The 21,077-nt window shown below is 66.7% G+C and carries 24 protein-coding genes; 11 read left to right on the top strand and 13 right to left on the bottom strand.

Annotation, left to right across the window (positions count from 1 at the left end; all coding sequences use genetic code 11):
- Positions 1-14 precede the first annotated feature (14 nt).
- The 3 genes from VEA80_RS04275 to VEA80_RS04265 form a co-directional block, all read right to left on the bottom strand.
- Entirely contained in the window at positions 15-650 is a 636-nt protein-coding gene (locus tag VEA80_RS04275; RefSeq protein ID WP_325059457.1) for a 50S ribosomal protein L25/general stress protein Ctc, read from the bottom strand.
- A gap of 70 nt (positions 651-720) precedes the next feature.
- Positions 721-1,623, bottom strand: coding sequence for an alpha/beta fold hydrolase (locus VEA80_RS04270; RefSeq protein ID WP_325059456.1), 903 nt, complete (start codon positions 1,621-1,623; stop codon positions 721-723).
- A gap of 43 nt (positions 1,624-1,666) precedes the next feature.
- Positions 1,667-2,149 carry a TIR domain-containing protein gene (locus tag VEA80_RS04265; protein WP_325059455.1) on the bottom strand — a complete coding sequence of 161 codons (483 nt, stop codon included), beginning with the start codon at positions 2,147-2,149 and terminating at the stop codon, positions 1,667-1,669.
- Positions 2,150-2,468: 319 nt separating this feature from the next.
- Between VEA80_RS04265 and VEA80_RS04260 the strand changes: the two genes are divergently transcribed.
- The gene (locus VEA80_RS04260) at positions 2,469-4,703 is read left to right on the top strand and encodes a DVUA0089 family protein (protein ID WP_325059454.1); all 2,235 of its coding nucleotides are present in this window, start codon (positions 2,469-2,471) and stop codon (positions 4,701-4,703) included.
- 123 nt (positions 4,704-4,826) lie between these two features.
- On the opposite strand, the gene VEA80_RS04255 is transcribed toward VEA80_RS04260, so the two are convergent.
- The 4 genes from VEA80_RS04255 to lgt form a co-directional block, all read right to left on the bottom strand.
- Positions 4,827-5,762, bottom strand: coding sequence for a ribose-phosphate pyrophosphokinase (locus tag VEA80_RS04255; protein WP_325059453.1), 936 nt, complete (start codon positions 5,760-5,762; stop codon positions 4,827-4,829).
- A gap of 105 nt (positions 5,763-5,867) precedes the next feature.
- Positions 5,868-6,674, bottom strand: coding sequence for a peptidoglycan editing factor PgeF (gene pgeF / locus VEA80_RS04250; RefSeq protein ID WP_325059452.1), 807 nt, complete (start codon positions 6,672-6,674; stop codon positions 5,868-5,870).
- Positions 6,632-7,675 carry a class I SAM-dependent methyltransferase gene (locus tag VEA80_RS04245; RefSeq protein ID WP_325059451.1) on the bottom strand — a complete coding sequence of 348 codons (1,044 nt, stop codon included), beginning with the start codon at positions 7,673-7,675 and terminating at the stop codon, positions 6,632-6,634. The genes pgeF and VEA80_RS04245 overlap by 43 nt, the downstream gene beginning before the upstream one ends.
- Positions 7,672-8,739 carry a prolipoprotein diacylglyceryl transferase gene (lgt, locus tag VEA80_RS04240; RefSeq protein ID WP_325059450.1) on the bottom strand — a complete coding sequence of 356 codons (1,068 nt, stop codon included), beginning with the start codon at positions 8,737-8,739 and terminating at the stop codon, positions 7,672-7,674. The genes VEA80_RS04245 and lgt overlap by 4 nt, the downstream gene beginning before the upstream one ends.
- Before the next feature lie 75 nt (positions 8,740-8,814).
- Here lgt and VEA80_RS04235 point away from each other — a divergent pair, with 75 nt between their 5' ends.
- From VEA80_RS04235 to VEA80_RS04210, 6 genes are all read left to right on the top strand, one after another.
- Positions 8,815-9,069 carry an accessory factor UbiK family protein gene (locus VEA80_RS04235; protein WP_325059449.1) on the top strand — a complete coding sequence of 85 codons (255 nt, stop codon included), beginning with the start codon at positions 8,815-8,817 and terminating at the stop codon, positions 9,067-9,069.
- Between the two features lie 249 nt (positions 9,070-9,318).
- Complete coding sequence (locus VEA80_RS04230) at positions 9,319-9,825, top strand: YbjN domain-containing protein (protein WP_325059448.1); 507 nt, start codon at positions 9,319-9,321, stop codon at positions 9,823-9,825.
- Positions 9,822-10,643 carry a pyrroline-5-carboxylate reductase gene (proC, locus tag VEA80_RS04225; protein WP_325059447.1) on the top strand — a complete coding sequence of 274 codons (822 nt, stop codon included), beginning with the start codon at positions 9,822-9,824 and terminating at the stop codon, positions 10,641-10,643. The genes VEA80_RS04230 and proC overlap by 4 nt, the downstream gene beginning before the upstream one ends.
- Before the next feature lie 48 nt (positions 10,644-10,691).
- Positions 10,692-11,303, top strand: a complete 612-nt coding sequence (locus VEA80_RS04220) for a hypothetical protein (RefSeq protein WP_325059446.1) — start codon at positions 10,692-10,694, stop codon at positions 11,301-11,303.
- Positions 11,300-11,644 (top strand): cupin domain-containing protein, encoded by a 345-nt coding sequence (locus VEA80_RS04215; RefSeq protein ID WP_325059445.1) that lies wholly within the window; start codon positions 11,300-11,302, stop codon positions 11,642-11,644. The genes VEA80_RS04220 and VEA80_RS04215 overlap by 4 nt, the downstream gene beginning before the upstream one ends.
- A gap of 98 nt (positions 11,645-11,742) precedes the next feature.
- Positions 11,743-11,961, top strand: coding sequence for a hypothetical protein (locus VEA80_RS04210; RefSeq protein WP_325059444.1), 219 nt, complete (start codon positions 11,743-11,745; stop codon positions 11,959-11,961).
- 48 nt (positions 11,962-12,009) lie between these two features.
- Here the strand turns inward: VEA80_RS04210 and VEA80_RS04205 are convergent, their stop codons facing one another.
- Entirely contained in the window at positions 12,010-12,681 is a 672-nt protein-coding gene (locus tag VEA80_RS04205) for a dihydrofolate reductase family protein (RefSeq protein ID WP_325059443.1), read from the bottom strand.
- 104 nt (positions 12,682-12,785) lie between these two features.
- Here VEA80_RS04205 and VEA80_RS04200 point away from each other — a divergent pair, with 104 nt between their 5' ends.
- Positions 12,786-13,769, top strand: a complete 984-nt coding sequence (locus tag VEA80_RS04200) for an isopenicillin N synthase family dioxygenase (protein WP_325059442.1) — start codon at positions 12,786-12,788, stop codon at positions 13,767-13,769.
- A gap of 74 nt (positions 13,770-13,843) precedes the next feature.
- Here the strand turns inward: VEA80_RS04200 and VEA80_RS04195 are convergent, their stop codons facing one another.
- The 3 genes from VEA80_RS04195 to VEA80_RS04185 form a co-directional block, all read right to left on the bottom strand.
- Positions 13,844-15,205, bottom strand: coding sequence for an Hsp70 family protein (locus VEA80_RS04195; RefSeq protein WP_325059441.1), 1,362 nt, complete (start codon positions 15,203-15,205; stop codon positions 13,844-13,846).
- A 246-nt stretch (positions 15,206-15,451) separates the two neighbouring features.
- On the bottom strand, positions 15,452-16,789 hold the full coding sequence (locus VEA80_RS04190) for an ATP-binding protein (RefSeq protein WP_325059440.1): 1,338 nt from the start codon (positions 16,787-16,789) through the stop codon (positions 15,452-15,454).
- A complete protein-coding gene (locus VEA80_RS04185; protein ID WP_325059439.1) occupies positions 16,790-17,497 on the bottom strand; it encodes a response regulator in 708 nt (235 codons plus the stop codon).
- 204 nt (positions 17,498-17,701) lie between these two features.
- Here VEA80_RS04185 and VEA80_RS04180 point away from each other — a divergent pair, with 204 nt between their 5' ends.
- Positions 17,702-18,577, top strand: a complete 876-nt coding sequence (locus tag VEA80_RS04180) for a branched-chain amino acid aminotransferase (protein ID WP_325059438.1) — start codon at positions 17,702-17,704, stop codon at positions 18,575-18,577.
- A 64-nt stretch (positions 18,578-18,641) separates the two neighbouring features.
- The gene (locus tag VEA80_RS04175) at positions 18,642-19,292 is read left to right on the top strand and encodes a hypothetical protein (RefSeq protein WP_325059437.1); all 651 of its coding nucleotides are present in this window, start codon (positions 18,642-18,644) and stop codon (positions 19,290-19,292) included.
- Between the two features lie 134 nt (positions 19,293-19,426).
- Here the strand turns inward: VEA80_RS04175 and VEA80_RS04170 are convergent, their stop codons facing one another.
- On the bottom strand, positions 19,427-19,852 hold the full coding sequence (locus tag VEA80_RS04170) for a PaaI family thioesterase (RefSeq protein ID WP_325059436.1): 426 nt from the start codon (positions 19,850-19,852) through the stop codon (positions 19,427-19,429).
- Positions 19,852-20,349, bottom strand: coding sequence for a PaaI family thioesterase (locus VEA80_RS04165; RefSeq protein WP_325059435.1), 498 nt, complete (start codon positions 20,347-20,349; stop codon positions 19,852-19,854). Before VEA80_RS04165 ends, VEA80_RS04170 begins: the two co-directional genes overlap by 1 nt.
- A gap of 97 nt (positions 20,350-20,446) precedes the next feature.
- Here VEA80_RS04165 and VEA80_RS04160 point away from each other — a divergent pair, with 97 nt between their 5' ends.
- Positions 20,447-21,064, top strand: a complete 618-nt coding sequence (locus VEA80_RS04160; RefSeq protein WP_325059434.1) for a TetR/AcrR family transcriptional regulator — start codon at positions 20,447-20,449, stop codon at positions 21,062-21,064.
- Positions 21,065-21,077: the final 13 nt, after the last annotated feature.

Genomic DNA, 21,077 nt, shown 5'->3' with positions numbered 1-21,077 from the left:
GAAGGGAAGGCGGATCAGCCTTCCTTCTTCTCGCCTTCAGCCGGAGCGGCCGCGCCTTCGGCCGGCGTTTCGGTCGTTTCGACTTCGGCCTTGCGGCCGGCGATGGTGGCCACGGTGAAGTCGCGGTCGCGGATCACCGGGCGCGCGCCTTCCGGCAGCGCGATCGAGGAAATGTGGATCGAGTCGCCGATTTCCTTGCCGGTGAGGTCGACGACGATCTCTTCCGGAATCTTGCTGGCCTTGCAGCGCAGCTTGATGGTGTGGCGCACGATGTTGAGCGCGCCGCCGCGCTTCAGGCCCGGCGAAGCTTCGTGGTTCTTGAAGTGAACGACCACGTCGATGTCGATTTCGGAATTTTCTTCGACGCGATAGAGATCGATGTGGATCGGCTCGTCCGTCACCGGATGGAACTGGATCGCGCGCGGGATCACCGGTTGCGTCTCGCCCTGGTGGTTCAGCTCCACCATGTGCGACACGAACTTGCCCGAGCGCAGCGCCATCTGGACGTCCTTGGCGTTGATCTCGATCGGCACCGCGCCGCGCGGGCCGCCATAGAGCACGCCTGGGATGAGGCCGGAATTCCGGGTGGCGCGGGCGCCGCCCGTACCGGTGCGCTCGCGCTTTTCAACGTTCAATACAATGCCGGCCATGGGCCCGTGCCCCTTCGAATTTCCGTCAGGCGGGAAAAATGGAAGCGGGGCTTCTAGCCGAAGGCGGTTCTCACCGCAAGGCGGGGCCGCCAGCCGGATCCGGATCGCTGGCAGGCGGCGGCGGGGCGGCCGCTGCCCGGCCCTCGGCCTCGGAAATGGCCTGCTCCATGGCCGCTAGAAGGGCCGGCACACAGCAGGCGTTGAGGAAGTGGTCGCCCTCCGGGACCGTGATCAAGGTGTGGCCGTACTCGTTGGCGATGCGCTGATCGGCCTCGATCGGCACGAACGTATCGGCGTCGCCATGGATGAAGACGATCGGCTGGTCGAGCCCGCGCAGCGCCGCCCAGACCGCGGGCAGCTGGTCAGCTTGGGCGCTCATCTCGGCGATGGAGTTTCGGAAGTCCCGCGGCAACACCCCCTGAAACAGGCGGCCCGTCCCGAACAGACGCCGGGCCGTGGGACCACGATCGCCGAAATAGGCCGAGACCAGCACCATGGCGTCGACTCGGTCGGGGTGGCGCGCGGCCATCAAAGTCGCCACCGGCGCGCCAAAGCTCTGGCCGACCAGCAGCACGCGCTGGCCTTCGCGCGCCTCCAGCATGGGCGAAAGCGCCTCCGCCTGTTTGGCCAAGTCCCGCACGGCGTCCTCCGGCTCCGACGTCCGGAAGCCTGGCCGGTCGGCCACGATCAGCTCGCGGTCCTGCGGCAGGCCCGCGATCGTGGGGGCCCAATATTCGCTCCATGACGGCGTGCCGGTGATGATGACCACCTTCCAGTCGGCGTCCGGCCGCTCGGGGGTCCGCAGCGCCGAGATGCGCCAGCCTTCCGCCACCCCGGCTGTGAACTCGATCCGCTCCATGGTTCCGGGCGGGTATGCCGACGAGGTTGGAAAGCGGCTGCTGTCGTCCTCGGACGTGCCGATGGCGCAGGCGGAAAGAAGGAGGACGCCAATCAGGCCGCGGAGGGATCGCATGGACCCGATGCTAAGCGCATCCTGTGACGGTTGCCCAGTCCGTTCAGGCGATCACGGGTTCAGCCTTGGGCGCTTCGGCCGGAGGTGCGGCAGCCGCAAGGCTGGGCTCGGCCGCCGTCTCCTGGGCGCGCCAACGGCGGCGGCCGCGTTCCAGCGCCTCGAGAGCGCCGAGGAAGCGCTCGGGCGCGCCTTGCTCCTGCGCGCGCAGGCCTTGGTGGCGGGCAAGATAGAAGAGGTACTGATCCGGCGGCAGCTGATCGTCGAGATAAACCGGCAGGATCGCTTTGCCGCCGCGCACTGAGAGCACCAGGTCCTTGTAGATCGCGCGTGACGCGAACGCCTCGGCCGAACAGAAGACGATGACGGCGCGCGCGGCCCGCAGCACCGCGCCGAGATCCATCGGCGCGCGGTCCGCGTCGATGCGCTCGGTCCAGATCAAATGCCCCGCCGACCGCGCCGCTTCGACCAGCGATGCGATCTTCGCCGCGTCTTCCGGCGCGTAAGCGGCATAGAAAAAACGGCGCATGCCGCGCAGGCGCCGCGTCACGATCGGCGACGGCCGCGCAAGCTGAACCTGCCGCGCAAGCCCCGCCCAGCGGACCGGCCTCGCGCGCAGGCGTTCGATAACAGGCTCAAGTCTCACATGGCGCTAACGGCAACGGGCCGGCGCCGGTTTCATCACGTCGCTGCGGCGTGGTCATTCGAATAGCGAGCGGACGTCGTCGACCTGACGCGTGCTACCGCCTCGCGCTTCAGCACTCGACGACCGAAGTTTGCGCGCTCCCGCGACGCACGCTACAGCACCTGAGCTCGACAGTTGGGCGAACGTTCTGGGGGGAGCGTCCATGCGCGCGTGTCTTACACTCATCGCTCTTGTGCTCATGACGGCAAGCGCCGCTGGACAGACGTCCGCGGACCGCAGTCTGTCGGGCCATATTACCGCACGCGCGCCGAACGCGTCTTTCCAGCTGCAGCTCGAGGCTGGTCAGATCGTCAATCTCACGACCTCTTCCGCCGAGGACCTCGACACGGTCCTGAGGCTGACCGACCCCGGCGGCAGAACGGTCGCCGAGAACGACGACTGGCAAGAAGGCGATCTCTCGTCGCGCATCGTCTATGTCGCGCGCACGCGCGGCCGGCACACGGCCGTCGTCAGCGGCTATGGCGACGCAACGGGCGCGTTCCAGCTGCAGGTCTCGTATGGGTTGGATGTCGGACTGTCCGACGCTGCGCGCACGCTGCGCGAGGAGAGGCTGTCGTTCAACGCCCAGCGCCGGGAGGCCCGGTTCGATGTGGATCTTGGCTCCGGCGACGTTTTCGTCGCCTCCACTTTCGCTTTGAGCGATGGTCTCGACACGATCCTCACGCTGCGTGACTCGACTGGCGCCATCCTTGCCCAGAGCGACGACCGCGGCGATGGAACGCTGAACTCCCAGATCATCTACGAAGCGGCCGCCGCGGGCCGCTACACGGTGGTCGTGGGCACATACGACGGCAAGGGCGTGGGCGATTACATCCTTTCGCTCGCACTCGATCCGAACGCTGAGGCGCCGTTCAACTTCGCCGCGATCGAAGGCGCGCCGCTCGCGCAATACGACGGCGAACTCGGCGATGCTCAGCCTTCGCGCAGCTACAGCGTCAATCTCGCCGCCGGTCAGACTCTGTTTGCGAGAAGCGACGTCCTCAGCGGCAACCTGGATCCGGTGCTGCGGCTGACTGGTCCGGATGGACACCCGGTCGCGCTCAATGACGATCGCGGCGACGGTTCGCTCAACTCGGCGCTCGCTTATACAGCGCCGGCGGACGGCGCGTACACGCTGGAGATTTCTCGCTATCGCCAGAGTGGGACAGGCGGCGCATACCGGATCGTGCTGTTGTCGACCGACAGATCCTTGGTCACGACGCTGCAAGCTTTGGTCGAGAACCAGGTGACGCTCAGCGGCCCCGAGCGGATTATCGAAACGGCGGATTTTCGACTGCACTACACGCTCGAGGGCCAGGACGCCTCGACGTCGGAATATGCGCAGGCGACGGCGGAGGCGTTGCAGGCCGCGCTCGAGGAGCAGGTCGAGCGCCTCGGCTGGGCGGCGCCGATCCGCGGGGAGGACGGCCGGATTCGCGCCTACGTCGCCCACGCCGACGGTTCGATGGGCTACGTGAAAGCGGTGCAAATGGTGTTCGACAATCCGAGCACTCCAGGCGTCCGCGAAACGGCGGCCGCGCGGGGCGTACTGGTGATCGACAACGACTTCCGCGGTACGGGAAAGAGCGCTTCTCCGGAAAGTCTGATGCGCGCAACCGTCGCGCACGAGCTCAATCACATACTGCAGCACGGCTACGACTCGCAGGAGGGCTTGAGCTGGCTCTACGAGTCGACCGCATCATGGATGGAAACGGCCACCGCAGGCAGCGATCAAGACGCCACTGGCTACGTGGAGACCGATTTCGCCGCTCCCGAGCGGTGTTGGACGACCTCCGCGGAGGGGCACAACTACGCGCAATGGACGCTGCTGCAATCGCTCGCGGACAGTCACGGCGACCGCATCGTCGTAGGGATTTGGGAAAACAGCGTCCGTTACGACGGCTTCGAAACGATGTCGCGGACACTTGCCGGCGTGGGTACGACCATCCCCGATGCGATTCAGCGCTGGCGGGCGCAGAACTTCGCCCGTGATTACGATTTGGCGCCGCTGTTCGGACGCTCGGTGCGCCTCCATGGCTCGATCGCACGCGACGGCGCATGGACGCCGAACGGGCGCGTCGAGCAGCTCGGCGCACACTATGTCGCTGTCAATCTGCGAGGCGCTCGTACTTACGCGTTGCAGGGAGACGCGAATTTGGAGCTGGTCGGGCTCGGTCGGCGAAACGGCGCCATCGAGGTCATTCCGCTGGGACGCGGCGGCGTCTTCGACGCCTCGGCGTTCGAGAACGCCGCGCTCATGGTGTTCCACCGCGCTTTGCCGGATGCGCCGGGTGTATGTCGCGGCGTGAGCTATTCCATTCAAGTGAGCGGGGCGCGCGGAAGCATGGCGCGTGCGCGATATCAGTTCAGCGCCGAACACTTCGCGCCGCCGTCGTAGCGCAAGTCCACACGCGCACCCGCCTTGGCCGCTAGGCCAAGGCGGGGCGCGGCTCTCGGGAAATCTGCTGAGAGGATGTGGCCAAGCTCGGCCGCTGCACGGCCCAGCGCGTCTGCGGCATGGTTATTCGAACAGCGAGCTGACGCTTTCCTCGTGCGCGATGCGCCAGATCGCATCGCCCATCAGCGGCGCCACCGAGACGGTGCGGACCCTGCCGCTGGCCGACTTACGCGCGTTCGGGTCGATGGAGTTGGTGACGACCAATTCCTTCAGCTTGGAATCTTCCACCCGCTTGATCGCGCCGTTGGAGAGCACGCCGTGCGTGCAATAAGCCGAGACCGAGGCCGCGCCTTCCTTCAGCAGCGCCTCCGCGGCGTTGCAGAGCGTGCCGCCGCTGTCGACGATATCGTCGACCAGGATGCAGTCGCGGCCCGAGACGTCGCCGATAATGTGCATCACCTCGCTGACGCCGGCCTTCGGGCGGCGCTTGTCGACGATGGCGAGATCGGCCCCCAGGCGGTTGGCCAGCGCGCGTGCGCGAACGACGCCGCCGACGTCCGGCGAGATGATCATCAGCTTGTTCACGTCGGCGCAATGTTCGCGGATATCGCGCTCCAGCACCGGCGTGGAGAAGAGGTTGTCGGTCGGGATGTCGAAGAAGCCCTGGATCTGCCCGGCGTGCAGTTCGAGCGTCAGCACGCGGTTTGCGCCGGCGGTGACGATGAGGTTCGCCACCAGCTTGGCCGAGATTGGCGTGCGGCCGCCGACCTTCCGGTCCTGACGGCCGTAGCCGTAATAGGGGATCACCGCGGTGATGCGGCGCGCCGATGCGCGGCGCAGCGCGTCGATGCCGATCAGCAATTCCATCAAATGATCGTTGGCGGGAAACGAGGTCGACTGGATGAAGAACACGTCCTCGCCGCGAACGTTCTCCTGAATCTCGACGAAGATCTCGTTGTCCTTGAACCGGCGCACTTCCGCCTGCGCCAGCGGCGTGTCGAGGTGCTCGGCGATCGCTTTCGCGAGCGTCTCGTTCGAATTGCCGGCGATGAGTTTCATGGGAGCGGGCCCCGCGCGTCCTGATCGGGCCTCCCTTACTCTTCGACTCGGGGGCGGGGAAAGGGATTTGCTGCAGTTTCGTGACGGCAACGGCTTCTGTGGCGCCTAGAGCGCAATCGCCGCGCAATTGCGGCCGTAGTCGCCTTCGCGGCGATGGACCGAGCGGCGGTGGCTGAAGCAGTCGCCCTCGCGGGCGTAGGTGTCGAGCGCCAGCGTCTCCACCTGGCGCACGCCGGCCGCACACAGCCGATCGGCGCAGAATCCGGGCAGATCGAACTGGAAATGTCCTACATCGCCCGGCGCGAAGTAGCGGGCGTAAGCGCCGTCTTCGTCGCGGAATCGCTGCTCGAACTCGGCGCCGACTTCGTACGAGCCCTGATGGATGCACGGGCCGATCGCCGCGGCGATCCGCTCGCGCGCCGCGCCGTGTTCTTGCATCAGCGCAACGGCGGCTTCCAGTACGCCGCCGATGGCGCCTTTCCAGCCCGCATGCGCCGCGCCGATCACGCCGGCTTCGGCGTCGGCCAGCAGCACCGGCGCGCAATCGGCGGTCAGCACCGAAATGACGAGGCCCGGCGTCGTGGTGACCAGCGCATCCGCGTGCGGGCGCTCGCCGCGCCATGGTCCGTTCACGAACACGGCGTGCGGCGAATGCACCTGGTGCACGCCGAGCAGATGCTCGAGCGGCGCGGCGAACGCCGCAGCTATGCGCGTGCGGTTCTCCCGCGTCGCTTCACGATCGTCATTCGAGCCCGTGCCTGCATTGAGCGTGGCGTAGATGCCGCCCGAGACGCCGCCGCGGCGGCCGAAGAAGCCGTGGCGCACGCGCGCCAGCGCATCCGCCGTCCAATGCGGCGGCGCGTCCGCGCTCAGAAGCCCGCGGGCGGAGGAAGGTTGGGGCTCGACAGGCATATTACTTTGAAGAGGGCGCCCATTTGTTCGGGCGAGATCAAACGGTGCAGTTCGCGCGCCAGCCGCTCGGCGTGCGCGGGATTGGCTTCGGCCAGCGCTTTGAAGCGGAGTTCGATGCCGAGCGCGCGCAGGAACTCGCCCTGCGTCACCGGCCCGTACACGGCGAGATCGGCTTGCCGCGCGAGATGGGCGACGCGCGCGAAATCGACATGCGCCGTCAAATCCGCTTCCCCCGGCGTCTCGATCGGATCAATTTTCGTGTGGCTCTTCAGCGCCTGCAGCGTATCGGCGCCTTCGGGCGTCACGTAGCCGTAGTCGATCAGCAGCACGCGGCCGGGCGCATCGTGCAGGCGGCGCTCGATCTCATAAATGAGGCTTTCAAGCCCGGTGGCGATCTCGCGCACCACGCCTGGTTCGTCTTCGCTCTCCGGCGCGGGCAGGGCGGCGCTCAGACCGAAGGTGAGCCGCCCATCCTCGGTGACGCCGACGAGCTTTTCATGCCAGCCGTCTTCGCCGCGCAGGAACTGGCGGATCGGTAGGCAGTCGAGGAATTCATTGCCGATGATGAGCGAAGCTCCGGGCGGCGCGTCCTCTAGTCTCTGCGCCCATTCCGCTTCCGGCACGCGCTCGCCTTGCTCCTCGCGCAGCGGCGCGCTCATCTCCACCAGCACGATGCTGGATGAATCGTGGAAGCCTTCGACACGCCGCGTCGCGCGTAAGATGTCCTGCATCAGCACGCCGCGCCCCGGGCCGAGCTCGATCAGGTTGAACGCCGGCTTGCCCAGCTGATCCCATTCGTGAGCGCACCAGAGCCCGATCAGCTCGCCGAACATCTGGCTCGCTTCCGGCGCGGTGAGGAAATCGGCGCCTGCGCCGCCAATTGACGGGCGGGTGGCGTAATAGCCGTCTTCCGGATCATAGAGGCACGCGGCCATATAGTCCGCGACCGTCATCGGCCCGTTCTCGCGGATGTGTTCGACGAGTTTTTCGCGCAGGCTCACGCCGGCGCCAGTTTTGGTTGCTTCAGCGCGCGGTTAATCAGCCAGGCGCCGGCGAGGATCATCGGAATCGAGAGCAGCATGCCCATAGTGACATAGCCCTGCAGCGCCTCTGGCATATGCGAATCCGGCTCGCGCACGGTTTCGAGCACGGCGCGGAAGAGGCCGTAGAACACCAGGAACAAGCCGACATTCATCCCTGGCCGGCGCAGCGACTCGAAACGAAGTGTGGCGATGTTGATAATGGCGAACAGCGCGACGCCCTCGAGCGCCGCTTCGTAGAGCTGGCTCGGATGCCGCGGGACTTCCTGGCCTGTCCATATCCACTGACCCGTTGTCCAGTCGTAGCCGCCCTGTGGAAACAGCACGCCGAACGGGCCGTCCGTCTCGCGCCCCCACAATTCGCCGTTGATGAAGTTGGCGATGCGGCCAAAGAACAAACCGATCGGCGCGGCCGCCGCCGCAAGATCGCCCAAGCGCAGCAGATCGACCGTATCGGTGCGCGCTTTTTCACGCAGCTCGGTTGCTTCCGCTTTCTTCAGCCAGCCCTGCGGGCCGATGCGCTCGTATTCGCTCTTCTTGTCCGCCGGCGGTTCGGCGACGACGCGTTTCTTCGCGAGGCCCGCGAACTGCTCTTCGTTCACATGCTTCTGCCGCGTGAACCAGTACGCCGCGAGCGCGACCCCGATCAGACCGCCATGGAAGCTCATGCCGCCCTGCCAAATCTGGAACACTTCGAGCGGGTTCAGCCAGATCATGTCCGGCTTGTAGAACAGCACGTACCCGAGCCGGCCGCCGGCGATGACGCCGAGCGTCGCCCAGAATAGAAAGTCATCCGCTTGCGGCACGCTGAGCGCCGGCCGGCCCGGCGCCCAGAGCTTGTCGCGCCGGATCAGCCAGACCATCCAGCGCCAGCCGAGCACGAGGCCGACAATGTAGGCGAGCGCGTACCAGCGCAGGTGGAATGGCCCCCACGTGTTGCCGAACAGCTCGAACGACGGCAGCGTCAGCGCCGCGGGATTAAAATCGGGAAATTGGAACGCCGCCTCGATCATGCCCGCTAACATCCTGACTTCAGCCGTTTCGCCGCATTGCCCCGGCCGTGAGCCGGGTTTCTAAGTAGGCCGAAAGGTTCGGTCCACATGCAAACGACAAGCTCCGTGTTCGACGATCTGGCCCGTTTGATGACCGGCGCGATGGGTATGGCCCAGGGCATGGGCGATGAGGCCAAGAGCTTCATGCGCGCCCAGGCGGACCGTCTCGTCGCCGAAATGGACCTCGTCAGCCGCGACGAGTTCGAAGCGGTGAAGCAGATGGCCGCCGAAGCCCGCGCTGAAGCCGATGCGCTGCGCGACCGCATCGCCGCGCTGGAAGCGGCGCTGAGCGCGAAAGAGTAGCGCCACAGCGGATCGCGCGCGCTAGCTCGTCAGTCCGGGGCTCGTCCAAGCCGAACACGGAACCCAGGGCCGCCGCAATGCACGCGCCGCTCGGGGATAACCTGTCGCGTTAAGTTTCGCGCAACACTCGCGGCGCTTACCTTGTAGGCAGGGGCTTGATTCGACGCGTCCGCTCAAAGCGCGCACCCAAGGCGAAGAGATCGACCACCCGGCCGCCGCTCGCGGCCCTTGAGCTCGAAGGGGACGCTCATGGATCTCTGGCTCGACGACGAACCTGAAGCAGCGGTCGATCCGCTGGACACGGTTGAGTCCGTCATCGCTTCCGACGACCGCTTCAAGAGCGAACGCGCGCCTGACGGGGACGTCCACTTCTCCTTCCGCTGCCATTGGGGCGAGAGCGTCGGCTACTTCTCCTATCGCGGCGAGCTGCCGGCGCTGTTGTTCACGCTCGGGTTCGACATCCAGGCGCCGAAATCGCGCCTCGCCGAAGCGATCCGCCTCGCCGGGCTCATCAACGAGAACCTCTGGCTCGGTCATTTCGACGTCTGGTCCGACGACGGCACCATCATCTTCCGTCACGCCATGCCGATGATCGGCCGCGAGGAAATCTCCATCGGCGAGGTGCAGGCGATGATGGCCGCAGCGATGGATGCGGCGGAGCGCTTCCAGCCGGCGTTCCAATTCCTTATTCTCGGCGGCATGTCGGCGGAGGACGCTTCCAAAGCGGCCTTGTTCGAAGTCTGCGGAGAAGCGTGAGCGGCCTCGAGTCTCCATCGATCGCTCTGGTCGGCGCGGGCGCCATGGGCGGCGCGCTGGTCCGCGGCTGGATCGAGGCCGTCCGCAAGGGCGGCGGGCTGACGCTAACCGTCGTCGAGCCCCATTTCGATCCCGACCTGGAGCGCGAGCTCGACGCCGCCGGCGCGGTGATCAATCCGCCGGACGCGGGCCCCGTCGACGTGCTGGTGCTGGCGGTCAAGCCGCAGACGTTTCCTTCCGTCGTCGAAAGCGCGCGCAAGTTCGTCGGCGAGGACACCCGCATCATGTCGATCATGGCCGGCGTCACGCTGGAGACGCTCGGCCGCGCCTTCAACGCCCAGCGCGTTGTGCGCTGCATGCCGAACAGCCCGGCCCGCATCGGACGCGGCGTCACCGCCTATGTCGCAACGCCCGCCTGCACGGCCGAGGACCGCCGGCTGATCGAGCAATTGCTGGAGCCGCTGGGTGCGGTCGAGCCGATCGCGGCGGAGCGGCTGATGGACGTCGTCACCGCGGTCTCCGGCTCCGGCCCGGCCTACGTCTTCCTGCTCGCCGAAGTGCTGGCCGCGGCGGCCGAGCAGGAGGGGCTGGACCGCGAAGCGGCGATGCGCCTTGCGAGCCGCACGGTCGCGGGCGCCGGCGCGCTGATGCTCGAGACCGGCGAAGCGCCCGGCGCGCTGCGCAAGCAAGTCGCCTCGGCCGGCGGCACCACCGAAGCCGCGCTCGACATTCTCGGCGCCGGCGACGGTCTCGGCCCTTTGCTCCGCCGCGCCGTCTCCGCCGCCGCCCAACGCTCCCGCGACCTCGGCAAGGGCTGAGACTGGTTTCGCCTTGACGGCGTCCGCCGCCGTCGCCTTGATCGTCTCATGTCCCTGCACGATCCCGCGCTCCGGCGCGACCTCGCCCGCGCCGCGCTTTCGCTGGCGTCCTCGGGCGCTTGGCGCGAAGCGACTTTGGTGAAGCTCGCCGACGCGGCCAGCCGCCCGGTCTCCGATTTCTACGGCGCCAGCCTCGGCGAAGCGGCCGATTGCGTCGAGGAGGCGTTCGACCGCGCCATCGGCGAGAACCTCGATCAGCTGACGGCCGGCCAAAGCGTGCGCGACCGTTTGTTCGATCTCATCATGCGCCGGTTCGAAGCGATGGAGCCGCACCGCGAGGCGGTGCTGGCGATGGAGCACGGGCACGATCGCGATCCCACTCTGCTCGCCGCCGCGCACCAACGTCACGTCCGCTGCGCCCGCTGGGTGCTGGCGCTCGCCGGTCTCGAAGCCGACGGCATGACCGGCAATGCGCGCGCGCAGGGCTTGGGCGTCATCATCGGCCAGGCCCGCGCCGCTTGGCGCGGCGACGACGCCGGCGACTTCGCCAAGACCATGGCCTCGCTCGACAAGAACCTCCGCCGCGCGGAGGAGATGTTCGGCAGATGGGCGGGGTTCGAGGCGAAGCCGAAAAGCAGCGACGAAGTCAGTCCGGCGTGAGCGGTAAGCTCCACCCCATCCGCGGCGAGGGCGCGCCCGACTTCAAGCCGATCGACGCCGACCGCATCGTCGACGGCGCGCCGATGACGGAGACGCGGCTCGATTACGAGCGCGATGGAACGTACGTCGGCGAATGGGCCGCCGATGTTGGCGCGTGGCGCGTCCGTTACGACGAGTGGGAGTTCTGTCATATGCTGGAAGGCGTATGCGAATTGACGCCCGAGGGCGGCGGCGCGCAACGCTACCAAGCCGGCGACAGTTTTGTGATCGAGGCGGGCTTCGTCGGCGTATGGCGCGTCGTCGAACCGATGCGCAAGCGCTTCGTCGTGCGCATCGGCTGACAATCAACTGCATTTCGTCCGCGCGTAAACTTTTTGGTCAGCTCTTATTTACGCTTCGCGCGCAATGATGAACGCGCATTAGCCAAGAGGCGCGCGTGATGTTCGGTTATGTCATCGATCTGAGCGGTGTGAAGTCTCGGCTACGTCGCCTCGCCGATGCGCAGTGGCGCATGCTCGGCGGCCTCGCCTTCATGCTCATCGCCATGGCGGCGATCCAGTACGACGAGCTGGTCGCCCCGGAAGTCAGCCGTCTGTCCGACAGCTGGTCCACCGCCGCCACGGACTTCAGCCGCAAGCTCGCAAGCTTCACGCTGTAACGCCGCCGCCGGACGACGGCTCCCCTATCGAAGGGGAGCAGGGGGACGTCAGCCTTCGCGCTTCATCCGCTCGCGCCGCTTCAGTTCGAGTTCGTTCGGCGGAACGATCATGGCGATGTCGCCAGGCTTGACCTCGCCGGCGCGTTCATAGCGGGCGATGACGATGCCGTTCTGCGAGACCTTGCTGTGCGTCAGCTTGAACGCCATCGGCGGCAGGCCTTCCTCGAACAGTTTTTTGCCTTTGCCGAGCACGAGCGGAAAGGTGAGCGTCCTGATCTCGTCGATCAGGTCGTTGGCCAGCAGCGTCTGGATCAGATTGCCGCTGCCCTGGGTGACGAGCGCCGGGCCGTCTTCCTGCTTCAGTTTGGCGACGTCGGCGGCGGCGTCCTTCAGATGCACAGAGTTCTTCCACGTCAGATCGACGCCCTTGCGACTCGCGACATATTTCGTGCAGGCGTTGAAGGGCTTGGCGATCTCGTCCATGCCGAGGCCTTCGGCGAACGGCCAGTGCGCCGCGAAGATCTCGTAGGTCTTGCGCCCGAGCAGCAGGTCGAACGGCTCGCCGAACAAGCTGTCGACCTCCTTGCCGAACTCCTCATCAATGAGCGGCGCGACCCAGCCGCCCTTGTCGAAGCCGCCGGTCGGATCTTCTTCCGGCCCGCCCGGCGCCTGCATGACGCCGTCCATGGAAATGAAGGCGGCGGTGATCACTTTGCGCATGACATGTCTCCTTCGGTTCGACCCTAGGACGAGCGGCGCCGGGATGATCCGACAACGTGGCGCGATTTCTTGCGTTGTCGGACGCCCGTGCTTTGATGCGGGTTATGACCGCCGCTCCACTCCCTGTCATCGACGTTGCGCCCCTGCTGGCCGGCGAGGGGGAACATGCCGCGCGCGAGATCGGCAGCGCCTGTCGCGAACTCGGCTTCTTCTATGCGGCGGGTCATGGCGTCAGCGCCGCAACGCTGGCCGCGCTCGACGCTGCGAGCCGGCGCTTCTTCGCGTTGCCGGAAGCGCGCAAGATGGACATCGCCATGGCGAAGGGCGGCCGCGCCTGGCGCGGCTACTTTCCAGTCGGCGGCGAGCTGACCTCGGGCAAGCCGGACTTGAAGCAGGGCTTGTATTTCGGCGAAGAGCTTGGCCCCGACGATCCGCGCGTCGCCGCCGGCCTGCCGCTGCATGGCGCAAATCTGTTCCCGGCGGACGCGCCCGACCTGAAGCCGGCGGTGCTGCTTTTCATGGACGAAGCCGCACGTGCGGCGCACGCGATCATGGAAGGCGTGGCGCTGAGCCTTGGTCTCGAGCGCCAGTATTTTCGCCGCACGTACACGGCCCGGCCGACCTTGCTGTTCCGCATCTTCGAGTATCCCGCCGCGGCGCACGATCGCGAAAGTTGGGGCGTCGGCGAGCACACCGATTACGGCCTGCTGACATTGCTGGCGCAGGACGAGAATGGCGGACTGCAGGTGAAGACGCCGAACGGCTGGACCGACGCGCCGCCAATCGAAGGCGCGCTCGTCTGCAATATCGGCGACATGCTCGATCGGCTGACTGGCGGGCGCTACAAATCGACGCCGCACCGCGTGCGCAACATCAGCGGCAAGAGCCGGCTCTCGTTTCCGTTCTTCTTCGATCCCGGTTGGGACGCCGAGATTGTCCCACTCCCCGCGCACGCCAACGCGCAAGACGACAGCGGCGAACGCTGGGACCGCGCCAACGTCCACGCTTGGAGCGGCACATACGGCGACTACCTGCTCGGTAAAGTGTCGAAGGTGTTTCCGGAGCTGGCGGGGAAGGTGAGTGAGTAGCGAATAGTGAGTAGCGAATGGGGTGCTGAGGGCTTTTGGCGCCCTATTCGCTACTCACTACTCCCTATTCACCTCTAGGCCGCCGGCATCATCTCCACCAGCGCCCCGCCAACGGACATCGAGATTTGCGGGAAGGCGTCGCGCAGCGAGTGATCGACGCTGGAATAGAGCGAGTTGGCCGGTGAGAGCGGGCCGATGCGCAAGCCGACGCGGCTCGGCTTCATCTGCCCGGCGCTCTTGACCAGATCGATCATGAACGGCAGCCGCGAGCCGCCGCCGGCCAACACCACGTCGACGACATCGGCGCCCTGCGATTCAGCGCGGGCGATGACGCGTTGCAAGCTGGCGGCGATGGTCTGGCGCAGGGCGCCCAGATAGGTGCGGAAGTTCGGGTCTTCCATCAGCTCGTTGGCGCGGATGGTGGTGGCCATCCAGCCGGTCTTCAGCGAGCACTTGCCGGTGGCGAACAGTTCGCGCTTCAAATCGCGCGCCGCGAGCACGATGGTGCGCTTCAGCTTCAGTTCGTCCTCGCGCGTCTTCTCGCCGCCGCGCTTGCGGATGTAGAGCTCGGCCAAGATGCGGTCGATCTCGTCGCCGGCGAGCGCGCTGCATTGGCGCGCTTCCTTGATCTCGGAGAGCGCCGGCGGATCGGTGCGCTCGTCGAACTCGAACGCGGCCATGTCCACAGTGCCGGCGCCCATGTCGAACACAAGCACGTAGCGGGTCGGCGCGTTGGTGAAGGCGAGCGCGGTCGCGGCCGCGGCGTGCGGTTCGAACACGCCGGTTTCCATGAGGCCATTGCCGGGCTGCGCGGCGGCGCGGTCGAGCGCGTCCTTGGCTTGCGCGATCGAGACGCCCTCGGGTTCGATCAGAAGGCGGCTCAAACGCTGTGACACCGCGGCGGCTTCGTTGAAGATCGCTTCGAACGTCTTGTCGACGCCGCTGCCGGGGCGCCACACCGGGCTCGTATAACGCCGGCGCGCATTGGCGGCGATGTTCGGAATGTTGGGCGCAAGATCGATCGCTTCGCGGATCAGCTGGTCGAGATAGGCCAGATAGAGCACGAGCGCATCGCGCGCCTTGAATGTGCCCGTCGGGTCCATGGACGGACGCAGCTTCGCCGCCAGCGCCGCGTTCGGGTCGGTGGCGCCCAGCACAGTTTTGAACGAGAGCAGCGGATCACGCGCGCTGTCGACGCCCCGCCGCGCATGTTCCAATGCGGCTGGGCCGAAGAAAATTCGGCCCTGGTCGACGTAGAGAACCGATGGCGTCAGCAGCGGATGTTCCGCGCGCGCAATGGCGCCAATCGGCAGCGGCTTCACGCCCACTTCGAGCGGCATCAGCGGATCGAGGCAGATCGAGGCCTTCGACAGCGCGGTGCCGAAGTCGATGCAGATCCGCGCGCGCTCGAAGCGCATGCTTTCACCGTCATCCATCGCCGACACCCTGCTTCGAACCCCGCGGTCCCCGCCGAACCCAAGCCTTAAAACTATCCTAACGGCTTTGGAAGCGCCGCGGCGCAGAGATCGGGCTTACTCACAGCCCGAAAGCCAGCGCCGCGCGCAGTGCGGGTTCGGCTAAACCGGCTTAAAGAGCAAAGGCATAGCAGCGCGGGCGAGGCCGGCCGCTGCGCCGTCCACAGCCGCGAACATTGCCGGGCGAGGCGCAATCGTCGCTACAGCTCATGCCGGCCGCGGCAGGCGCAAGGTCGCGCGCAGGCCGCCGAGCGGGCTGCGGCTCAGCAGGATGTCGCCACCATGGCTGCGCGCCACGTCGCGGGCGATGGCGAGGCCAAGACCGACGCCCTTCTGGTTGCGCGAACGGGTGGCGTCGAGCCGGGAGAAGGGGCGGAACGCCTCCTCGTACAAATCCTCGGGGATGCCGGCGCCATTGTCGTCGACGCAGACGAGCACGGCGTCGTCCTCGCCTTGCACCTTGATGCGCACCCGGTCGCCGTGCGCGGCGGCGTTGTCGATCAGGTTGGCGAGGCAGCGCTTGAGCGCGCGGGCGCGCCCAGGCGAGGTCACATCGCCGCTGGTTTCAACCGCCACATCGGCCGCGCCGTTGCGCTCGGCGTTCTCGACGATGTCGTCGACCAGCGCGCCGACATCGACCCGCTCCGGCGCCTCTTCTGCAAGCCCCTTGGCGAAGGCGAGGTATTCGTCGAGCGTCTCTTCCATATCGGCGAGATCGCGTTTGGCGTCATCGATCTCGGGCGCGGGCGGCATCAAGGCCAGCTGCAGCTTGAGGCGCGTCAGCGGCGTGCGCAAGTCGTGGCTGACGCCCGCGAGCAATTGCGAGCGCTGCTCGATGTGACGCGAAATGCGCTCGCGCATGTCGAAGAAGGCGTTGGTTGCGCCGCGGACTTCGCGCGCGCCGCGCACGCGGAAGCGGCCGGTGTCCTCGCCCCGCCCAAACTGCTCCATCGCGTCGGCCAACAGCTCGATCGGCCGCACCTGGTTGCGGATGAAGATCACCGACACGATGATGAGAAACACGGTCGCGCCGGAAATCCAGGCGACGAACAGCGGGCCCGAACGCGCCTGCAGCCGGTCACGGAAAGCTTTCAGCTGCAGCACGCCGCGCGGCGTCTGCACGCGGATGATCACCTGCGGGCCGGGGCAGGTGGAATCATAGAAGATCTCGCGGCCGATATCCTGGCGCAGCGCGCGCAGGAAGTGGCGGTCGAGCGTGGAGCCCCAGGGCCGGCAGCGCGGAATCTCCAGCGGCGCGCCGGGCTGCAGTTCGACTTCGAGCCGGAGCGGGCGCATCGCCAACGCCTGCAAGTCTTCCAGGTTTTCCGCCGTCGGATTGCGCTCGAACAATTGAATGATCAGCGCGACATCGGCGGCGACGCCCTGGCTCATGCGCTTCGACGTCGCCTGCCAGTGATCGTCCAAAAAGACGAGCGTGATGATCAGCTGCAGCAGCGCCGCCGGCGCCACGATGATCAGCAGCGTCCGCCAGTACAAACCCTTCGGCAGGATGTCGCGGATACGGAACTTGGGTTGCGGCTCCATTCAATCCGCCGCCAGCTTGTAGCCGACGCCGCGCACGGTCTGCAGATAGATCGGCGCGCGCGGATCTGTTTCCGTTTTGCGCCGAAGCCGCGTCACCTGGACGTCGACCGAACGCTCGAGCCCGGCGCCGGTGCGCTTGGCCAGCTCTTCGCGGCTCACCACTTCGCCCGGCCGCGCCGCCAGGACGCGCAGCAGCGCGACTTCCGCTTCCGTCAGCCGAACCGGCGCGCCGTCGCGCGAAAGCTCGCCGCGCGCGCTGTTGAAGCTGAATGGGCCGAACGTCACCAGCTCCGGCGTTTCGCCGCGCTGGGCGACGGTGCGGCGGAGGATCGCGTTGATCCTGAGCGCCAGCTCCGCCGGCTCGAACGGCTTCGGCACATAATCATCCGCGCCGATCGAGAGGCCGCGGATGCGGTCTTCGGCAAGGCCGCGCGCGGTCAAGAGCACGATCGGCACTTTCGAGCTGCGCCGCACGCTTTCGGCCAGCGAGAACCCGTCCTCGACCGGCATCATCACGTCGAGGATGAGGAGGTCGAAATCCATGCTCTCGAGCAGCTTGCGCGCCCCGGCGGCGTCGGCGGCAGCCGAGACCCGCGCGCCGGCCTGAGATAAGTAGCGCTTCAGAAGCTCGCGGATGCGGTCGTCGTCATCGACCAGCAGCAGATGCGGCGGCCGGTCGAGCGCGTCGAAGGCGGGCGCGGCACTCATGTGCGGGTGAGCCCATCGGAATGCCGCGACTGAGGCTTATCCATTCGCTTTTGGCTCGGTTTTGAGGCATAGATCGCCGCCACCGCCGCGGCTTGATTGACAGGCATGTCGCGCGACACCGATTATCCTCAAAAACCAACCCTGGCCGCCGGACCTTCCCATTCGTCCGCCGGCTCGGCAAGGGGATCATAGCAGGAGGAACGTATGGCGCAGCCCTATGACGACCGCGACGGCTGGATGTGGATGGATGGCGAATTCATCCAGCACCGCGAGGCGCGCGTCCACGTGCTGACCCACGCCATGCACTACGCTTCGGCCGTGTTCGAGGGCGAGCGCGCCTATGACGGCGTCGTGTTCAAAAGCCGCGAGCACAGCGAACGCTTGCACAAGTCCGCGCGCATCCTCGGCTTCAGCCTGCCGTACAGCGCCGAAGAGATCGACCGCGTCAAAGCCGACCTGATCGCCAAGCAGAACATGCCGAACTGCTACCTGCGCGCCATCGCCTGGCGCGGCTCCGAGCAGATGGGCGTCTCGGCCAAGCGCGATGACGTGCACGTGGCCGTGGCCGCCTGGGAGTGGGGCGATTACTTCGCCGACAAGATGAAGGGCGTGCGGCTCATGATCGCGCCGTGGCGCCGCCCGGCGCCGGACACCGCGCCCGCAAACTCGAAAGCTGCCGGCCTCTACATGATCTGCACGCTCTCGCGCCACGCCGCGACCGACGCCGGCTTCGACGACGCGATGATGTTCGACTGGCGCGGCCAGATCGCCGAAGGCACTGGCGCCAACATTTTCTTCGTCCGCGAGGGCGTGTTGCACACGCCGTACCCGGATTGCTTCTTGAACGGCATCACCCGCCAAACCGTTATCGGTCTCGCGCGCCAGCGCGGGATCGAAGTGGTCGAGCGCGCGATGTGGCCGAACGAGCTGCCGACATTCAGCGAATGCTTCCTCACCGGCTCGGCCGCCGAGATCACCCCGGTGCGCGAAATCGCCGGGCTGACCTTCAAGCCGGGCGCCGTCACCGAGCAGCTGCTGCACGATTTCGCCGCGCTCACCCGGCGCAAGAACGCTGCTTAGGTAGGGGAACGGAACCGGCGGGCACACGTTACCGGTCGAGCAATATTCGACCGGAGGGACGTCCATGGTCGCCTACCTGTTTGAGCCCGACTACACCACGGCGGGGCGCCACTACGCGCATCCATTGATCCAATGGCCGACGATCGTCGCCGGCGCCGTCGCCGCGATCGCGATCGGCTTTCTGTTGAACGTGCTCGGCCTCGCCATCGGCGCTTCGGCGTTCAACCCGTTCGAGATCAACCGCCAGGACGAGACCATCAGCATCGGCGGCGGGCTTTACGTGATCTTCGCGCAGCTGGTGGCGTTCCAGATCGGCGCCTACATCGCCGCGCGCGGCGCGCGCTTTCCCGATCATTTCGGCGGCCTGCTCACCGGCTTCATGGTGTGGGCGCTCGCCGTCGTCGTCGCCATCCTGATCGCGACCTTCACCGCGGGCGCAACCGCGAGCGGCGACGCCATTCCATCGGGCGTCGCCGAAACCATCGGCGAATTGAGCGACGCCACCGACGCCGAGGGCGCCGCCCCGAGCGAACTCGCGACCGCCGAAGACACGGCCGACGCGCTCGCAACGATCGCCTGGTGGACCGTTGGCGCGCTCTCGCTAGGGCTTGCCGGATCGATCGCCGGCGCCTGGCTCGGCTCGCATCACCCGAAATGGGAAACGCGCCCGCGCCTCGACGACGGCGTTGCGTATCAGAGCAAACCCCGGATCTGAGGAGACGCCGCCATGGAAGAACTCGGCAAAGGCTGCATCCTCTGGGCCATCGGCATCCCGCTGCCGATCATCATTCTCTTGTTTCTGTTCGGCGTGCTGAATTAGGGCGCAGCGGGTCGGCTTAGCTCAAGCAGCTACCCGCCCTCCACCTCCGGCGTCATGAAATGTCCGTGCAGCGTGGCGATTGGCTGGCTCTTTTCGCCTTGCCAGGCTTCCGCCTGCACGTTCGCAACGCGTCGTCCAATTTTCACGACGCGCGCCCGTGCGAACGTGTCGACCGGCCGGCCTGAGCGCAGATAATCGATGCCGATGTCGATCGTCTTCGGGAAGCGTTCGCTTTTCGACGCAATCGCCAGTTGCGTCAGCGCCGTCACTTCCATCAGCGCGCCGACCACGCCGCCATGCAAGGCGGGCAGCATCGGATTGCCGATCAGGTGTTCGCTGTACGGCATCACCAAAGTGAGTTCATCGCCTTTGAGTTCGGCGCGCAGATTGAGGAAGCGCGCATAAGGAATGCGCTCCAACGCGGCCGCGACGCGCTGTTGCGGCGTGTCGCTCATCACGTCTTCTTCCGCACGTTCGCGCCGAACTTACGGCCTGCGCTCGAATTGACCATGAAGGCGCACGCCACGTGCGCGATCGGATTGTCGGGACTATCCTCGTAGGCGACGGCGCGCACGAACGCGATCGAGCGGCCGAGCTTGTAGCAGTGCGCCTCCGCCAGCACGTCGCGGCCGGGTTCGGCCGCGCGCATGTAGTCGATGCGAAGATCGATCGTCGCCACCGTGGTCGGGCTCTCCATCGCCGCCACCGCGGCCATGCCGCAAATCGTGTCGAGCAGCGTCGTCAGCACGCCGCCGGCGATGACGCCGGTCTCCGGATCGCCCACCAGATCCGGCCGGTAGGGCACGCGGCCCCAGACCCTTGCCGGCTCGATCCGCGTCACCTCCATGCCGAGCGCGGCGGCCTGCGGCGTAAACCGGATCATCGCCTTGACCCGCTCGAGCGGGTCGTTGCCTGCGGCGTAGGCGGCGGGCGGGGGCGTTTCGTCGCTCATGCCCTTGGCTACCAGCGCCCGCCGCCTGTCGCCAACCATAGAAATTGACGGCGCGTCACTCTTGTGCCGCCATAACGTTGGACATTAAGAGATGCACATGAACGAGACGGCGATCGTCGAGCCGATCGGCAAGCGCGAGCGGACCAAGGTGGCCAACCGGCAGGCCATTCTCGTGGCCGCCCGGCGGGTCTTCGCCCAGCTCGGCTACGAGGCGGCGACCGTGCGCGACATTATCCGCGGCACCGAGCTCGCCTCCGGCACCTTCTACAACTACTTCCGCTCGAAAGAAGAGGTGTTCGAGGCCCTGGCCGACGACGGCGCCCGCCGCTTCCGGCCGATCCTCCGCCATGCTCGTGAGAACGCGAAGTCCTTCGATGACTATCTCCACAGCGCGTTCGTCGCCTACTTCCGCTTCATCGTCGAGGACAACGCGCCCGAAGGCCTACCGATCGACCAGCGCCGACCGCATGTGCGGATGGACACGCCGGAGATGATGGCGGTTTACCAAGAGGTGCGGCAAAGCCTCGAGGACGCCATCGCCCATGGCGATGCGCCGCGCGTCGACGCCGATTATCTGGCTTGCGCCTGCATCGGCATCGCGCAAGAGGTGGGTTCGGCCATGTTGCGCCGTTCGCCGCCGGACATCGACGCGGCTGCGGACTTCGCCACTGGACTCATCCTAAAGGGCCTCGACGGCGCGCCGCGCCAAGGCTGACCCGAGGAGACGC

The organism is Vitreimonas sp., assembly GCF_035627415.1.
GTDB lineage: Bacteria > Pseudomonadota > Alphaproteobacteria > Caulobacterales > Aquidulcibacteraceae > Vitreimonas.
The sequence above is the reverse complement of the archived record's forward strand: the minus strand, read 5'-3'. Positions and strand labels throughout refer to the sequence as shown.

Coding starts and splice junctions, on each gene's coding strand:
- VEA80_RS04275 (WP_325059457.1), bottom strand. CDS start 650: ATGGCCGGCATTGTATTGAACGTTGAAAAGCGCGAGCGCACCGGTACG.
- VEA80_RS04270 (WP_325059456.1), bottom strand. CDS start 1,623: ATGCGATCCCTCCGCGGCCTGATTGGCGTCCTCCTTCTTTCCGCCTGC.
- VEA80_RS04265 (WP_325059455.1), bottom strand. CDS start 2,149: ATGCGCCGTTTTTTCTATGCCGCTTACGCGCCGGAAGACGCGGCGAAG.
- VEA80_RS04260 (WP_325059454.1), top strand. CDS start 2,469: ATGCGCGCGTGTCTTACACTCATCGCTCTTGTGCTCATGACGGCAAGC.
- VEA80_RS04255 (WP_325059453.1), bottom strand. CDS start 5,762: ATGAAACTCATCGCCGGCAATTCGAACGAGACGCTCGCGAAAGCGATC.
- pgeF (WP_325059452.1), bottom strand. CDS start 6,674: ATGCCTGTCGAGCCCCAACCTTCCTCCGCCCGCGGGCTTCTGAGCGCG.
- lgt (WP_325059450.1), bottom strand. CDS start 8,739: ATGTTAGCGGGCATGATCGAGGCGGCGTTCCAATTTCCCGATTTTAAT.
- VEA80_RS04235 (WP_325059449.1), top strand. CDS start 8,815: ATGCAAACGACAAGCTCCGTGTTCGACGATCTGGCCCGTTTGATGACC.
- VEA80_RS04230 (WP_325059448.1), top strand. CDS start 9,319: ATGGATCTCTGGCTCGACGACGAACCTGAAGCAGCGGTCGATCCGCTG.
- VEA80_RS04220 (WP_325059446.1), top strand. CDS start 10,692: ATGTCCCTGCACGATCCCGCGCTCCGGCGCGACCTCGCCCGCGCCGCG.
- VEA80_RS04210 (WP_325059444.1), top strand. CDS start 11,743: ATGTTCGGTTATGTCATCGATCTGAGCGGTGTGAAGTCTCGGCTACGT.
- VEA80_RS04205 (WP_325059443.1), bottom strand. CDS start 12,681: ATGCGCAAAGTGATCACCGCCGCCTTCATTTCCATGGACGGCGTCATG.
- VEA80_RS04200 (WP_325059442.1), top strand. CDS start 12,786: ATGACCGCCGCTCCACTCCCTGTCATCGACGTTGCGCCCCTGCTGGCC.
- VEA80_RS04195 (WP_325059441.1), bottom strand. CDS start 15,205: ATGGATGACGGTGAAAGCATGCGCTTCGAGCGCGCGCGGATCTGCATC.
- VEA80_RS04190 (WP_325059440.1), bottom strand. CDS start 16,789: ATGGAGCCGCAACCCAAGTTCCGTATCCGCGACATCCTGCCGAAGGGT.
- VEA80_RS04185 (WP_325059439.1), bottom strand. CDS start 17,497: ATGAGTGCCGCGCCCGCCTTCGACGCGCTCGACCGGCCGCCGCATCTG.
- VEA80_RS04180 (WP_325059438.1), top strand. CDS start 17,702: ATGGCGCAGCCCTATGACGACCGCGACGGCTGGATGTGGATGGATGGC.
- VEA80_RS04175 (WP_325059437.1), top strand. CDS start 18,642: ATGGTCGCCTACCTGTTTGAGCCCGACTACACCACGGCGGGGCGCCAC.
- VEA80_RS04170 (WP_325059436.1), bottom strand. CDS start 19,852: ATGAGCGACACGCCGCAACAGCGCGTCGCGGCCGCGTTGGAGCGCATT.
- VEA80_RS04165 (WP_325059435.1), bottom strand. CDS start 20,349: ATGAGCGACGAAACGCCCCCGCCCGCCGCCTACGCCGCAGGCAACGAC.
- VEA80_RS04160 (WP_325059434.1), top strand. CDS start 20,447: ATGAACGAGACGGCGATCGTCGAGCCGATCGGCAAGCGCGAGCGGACC.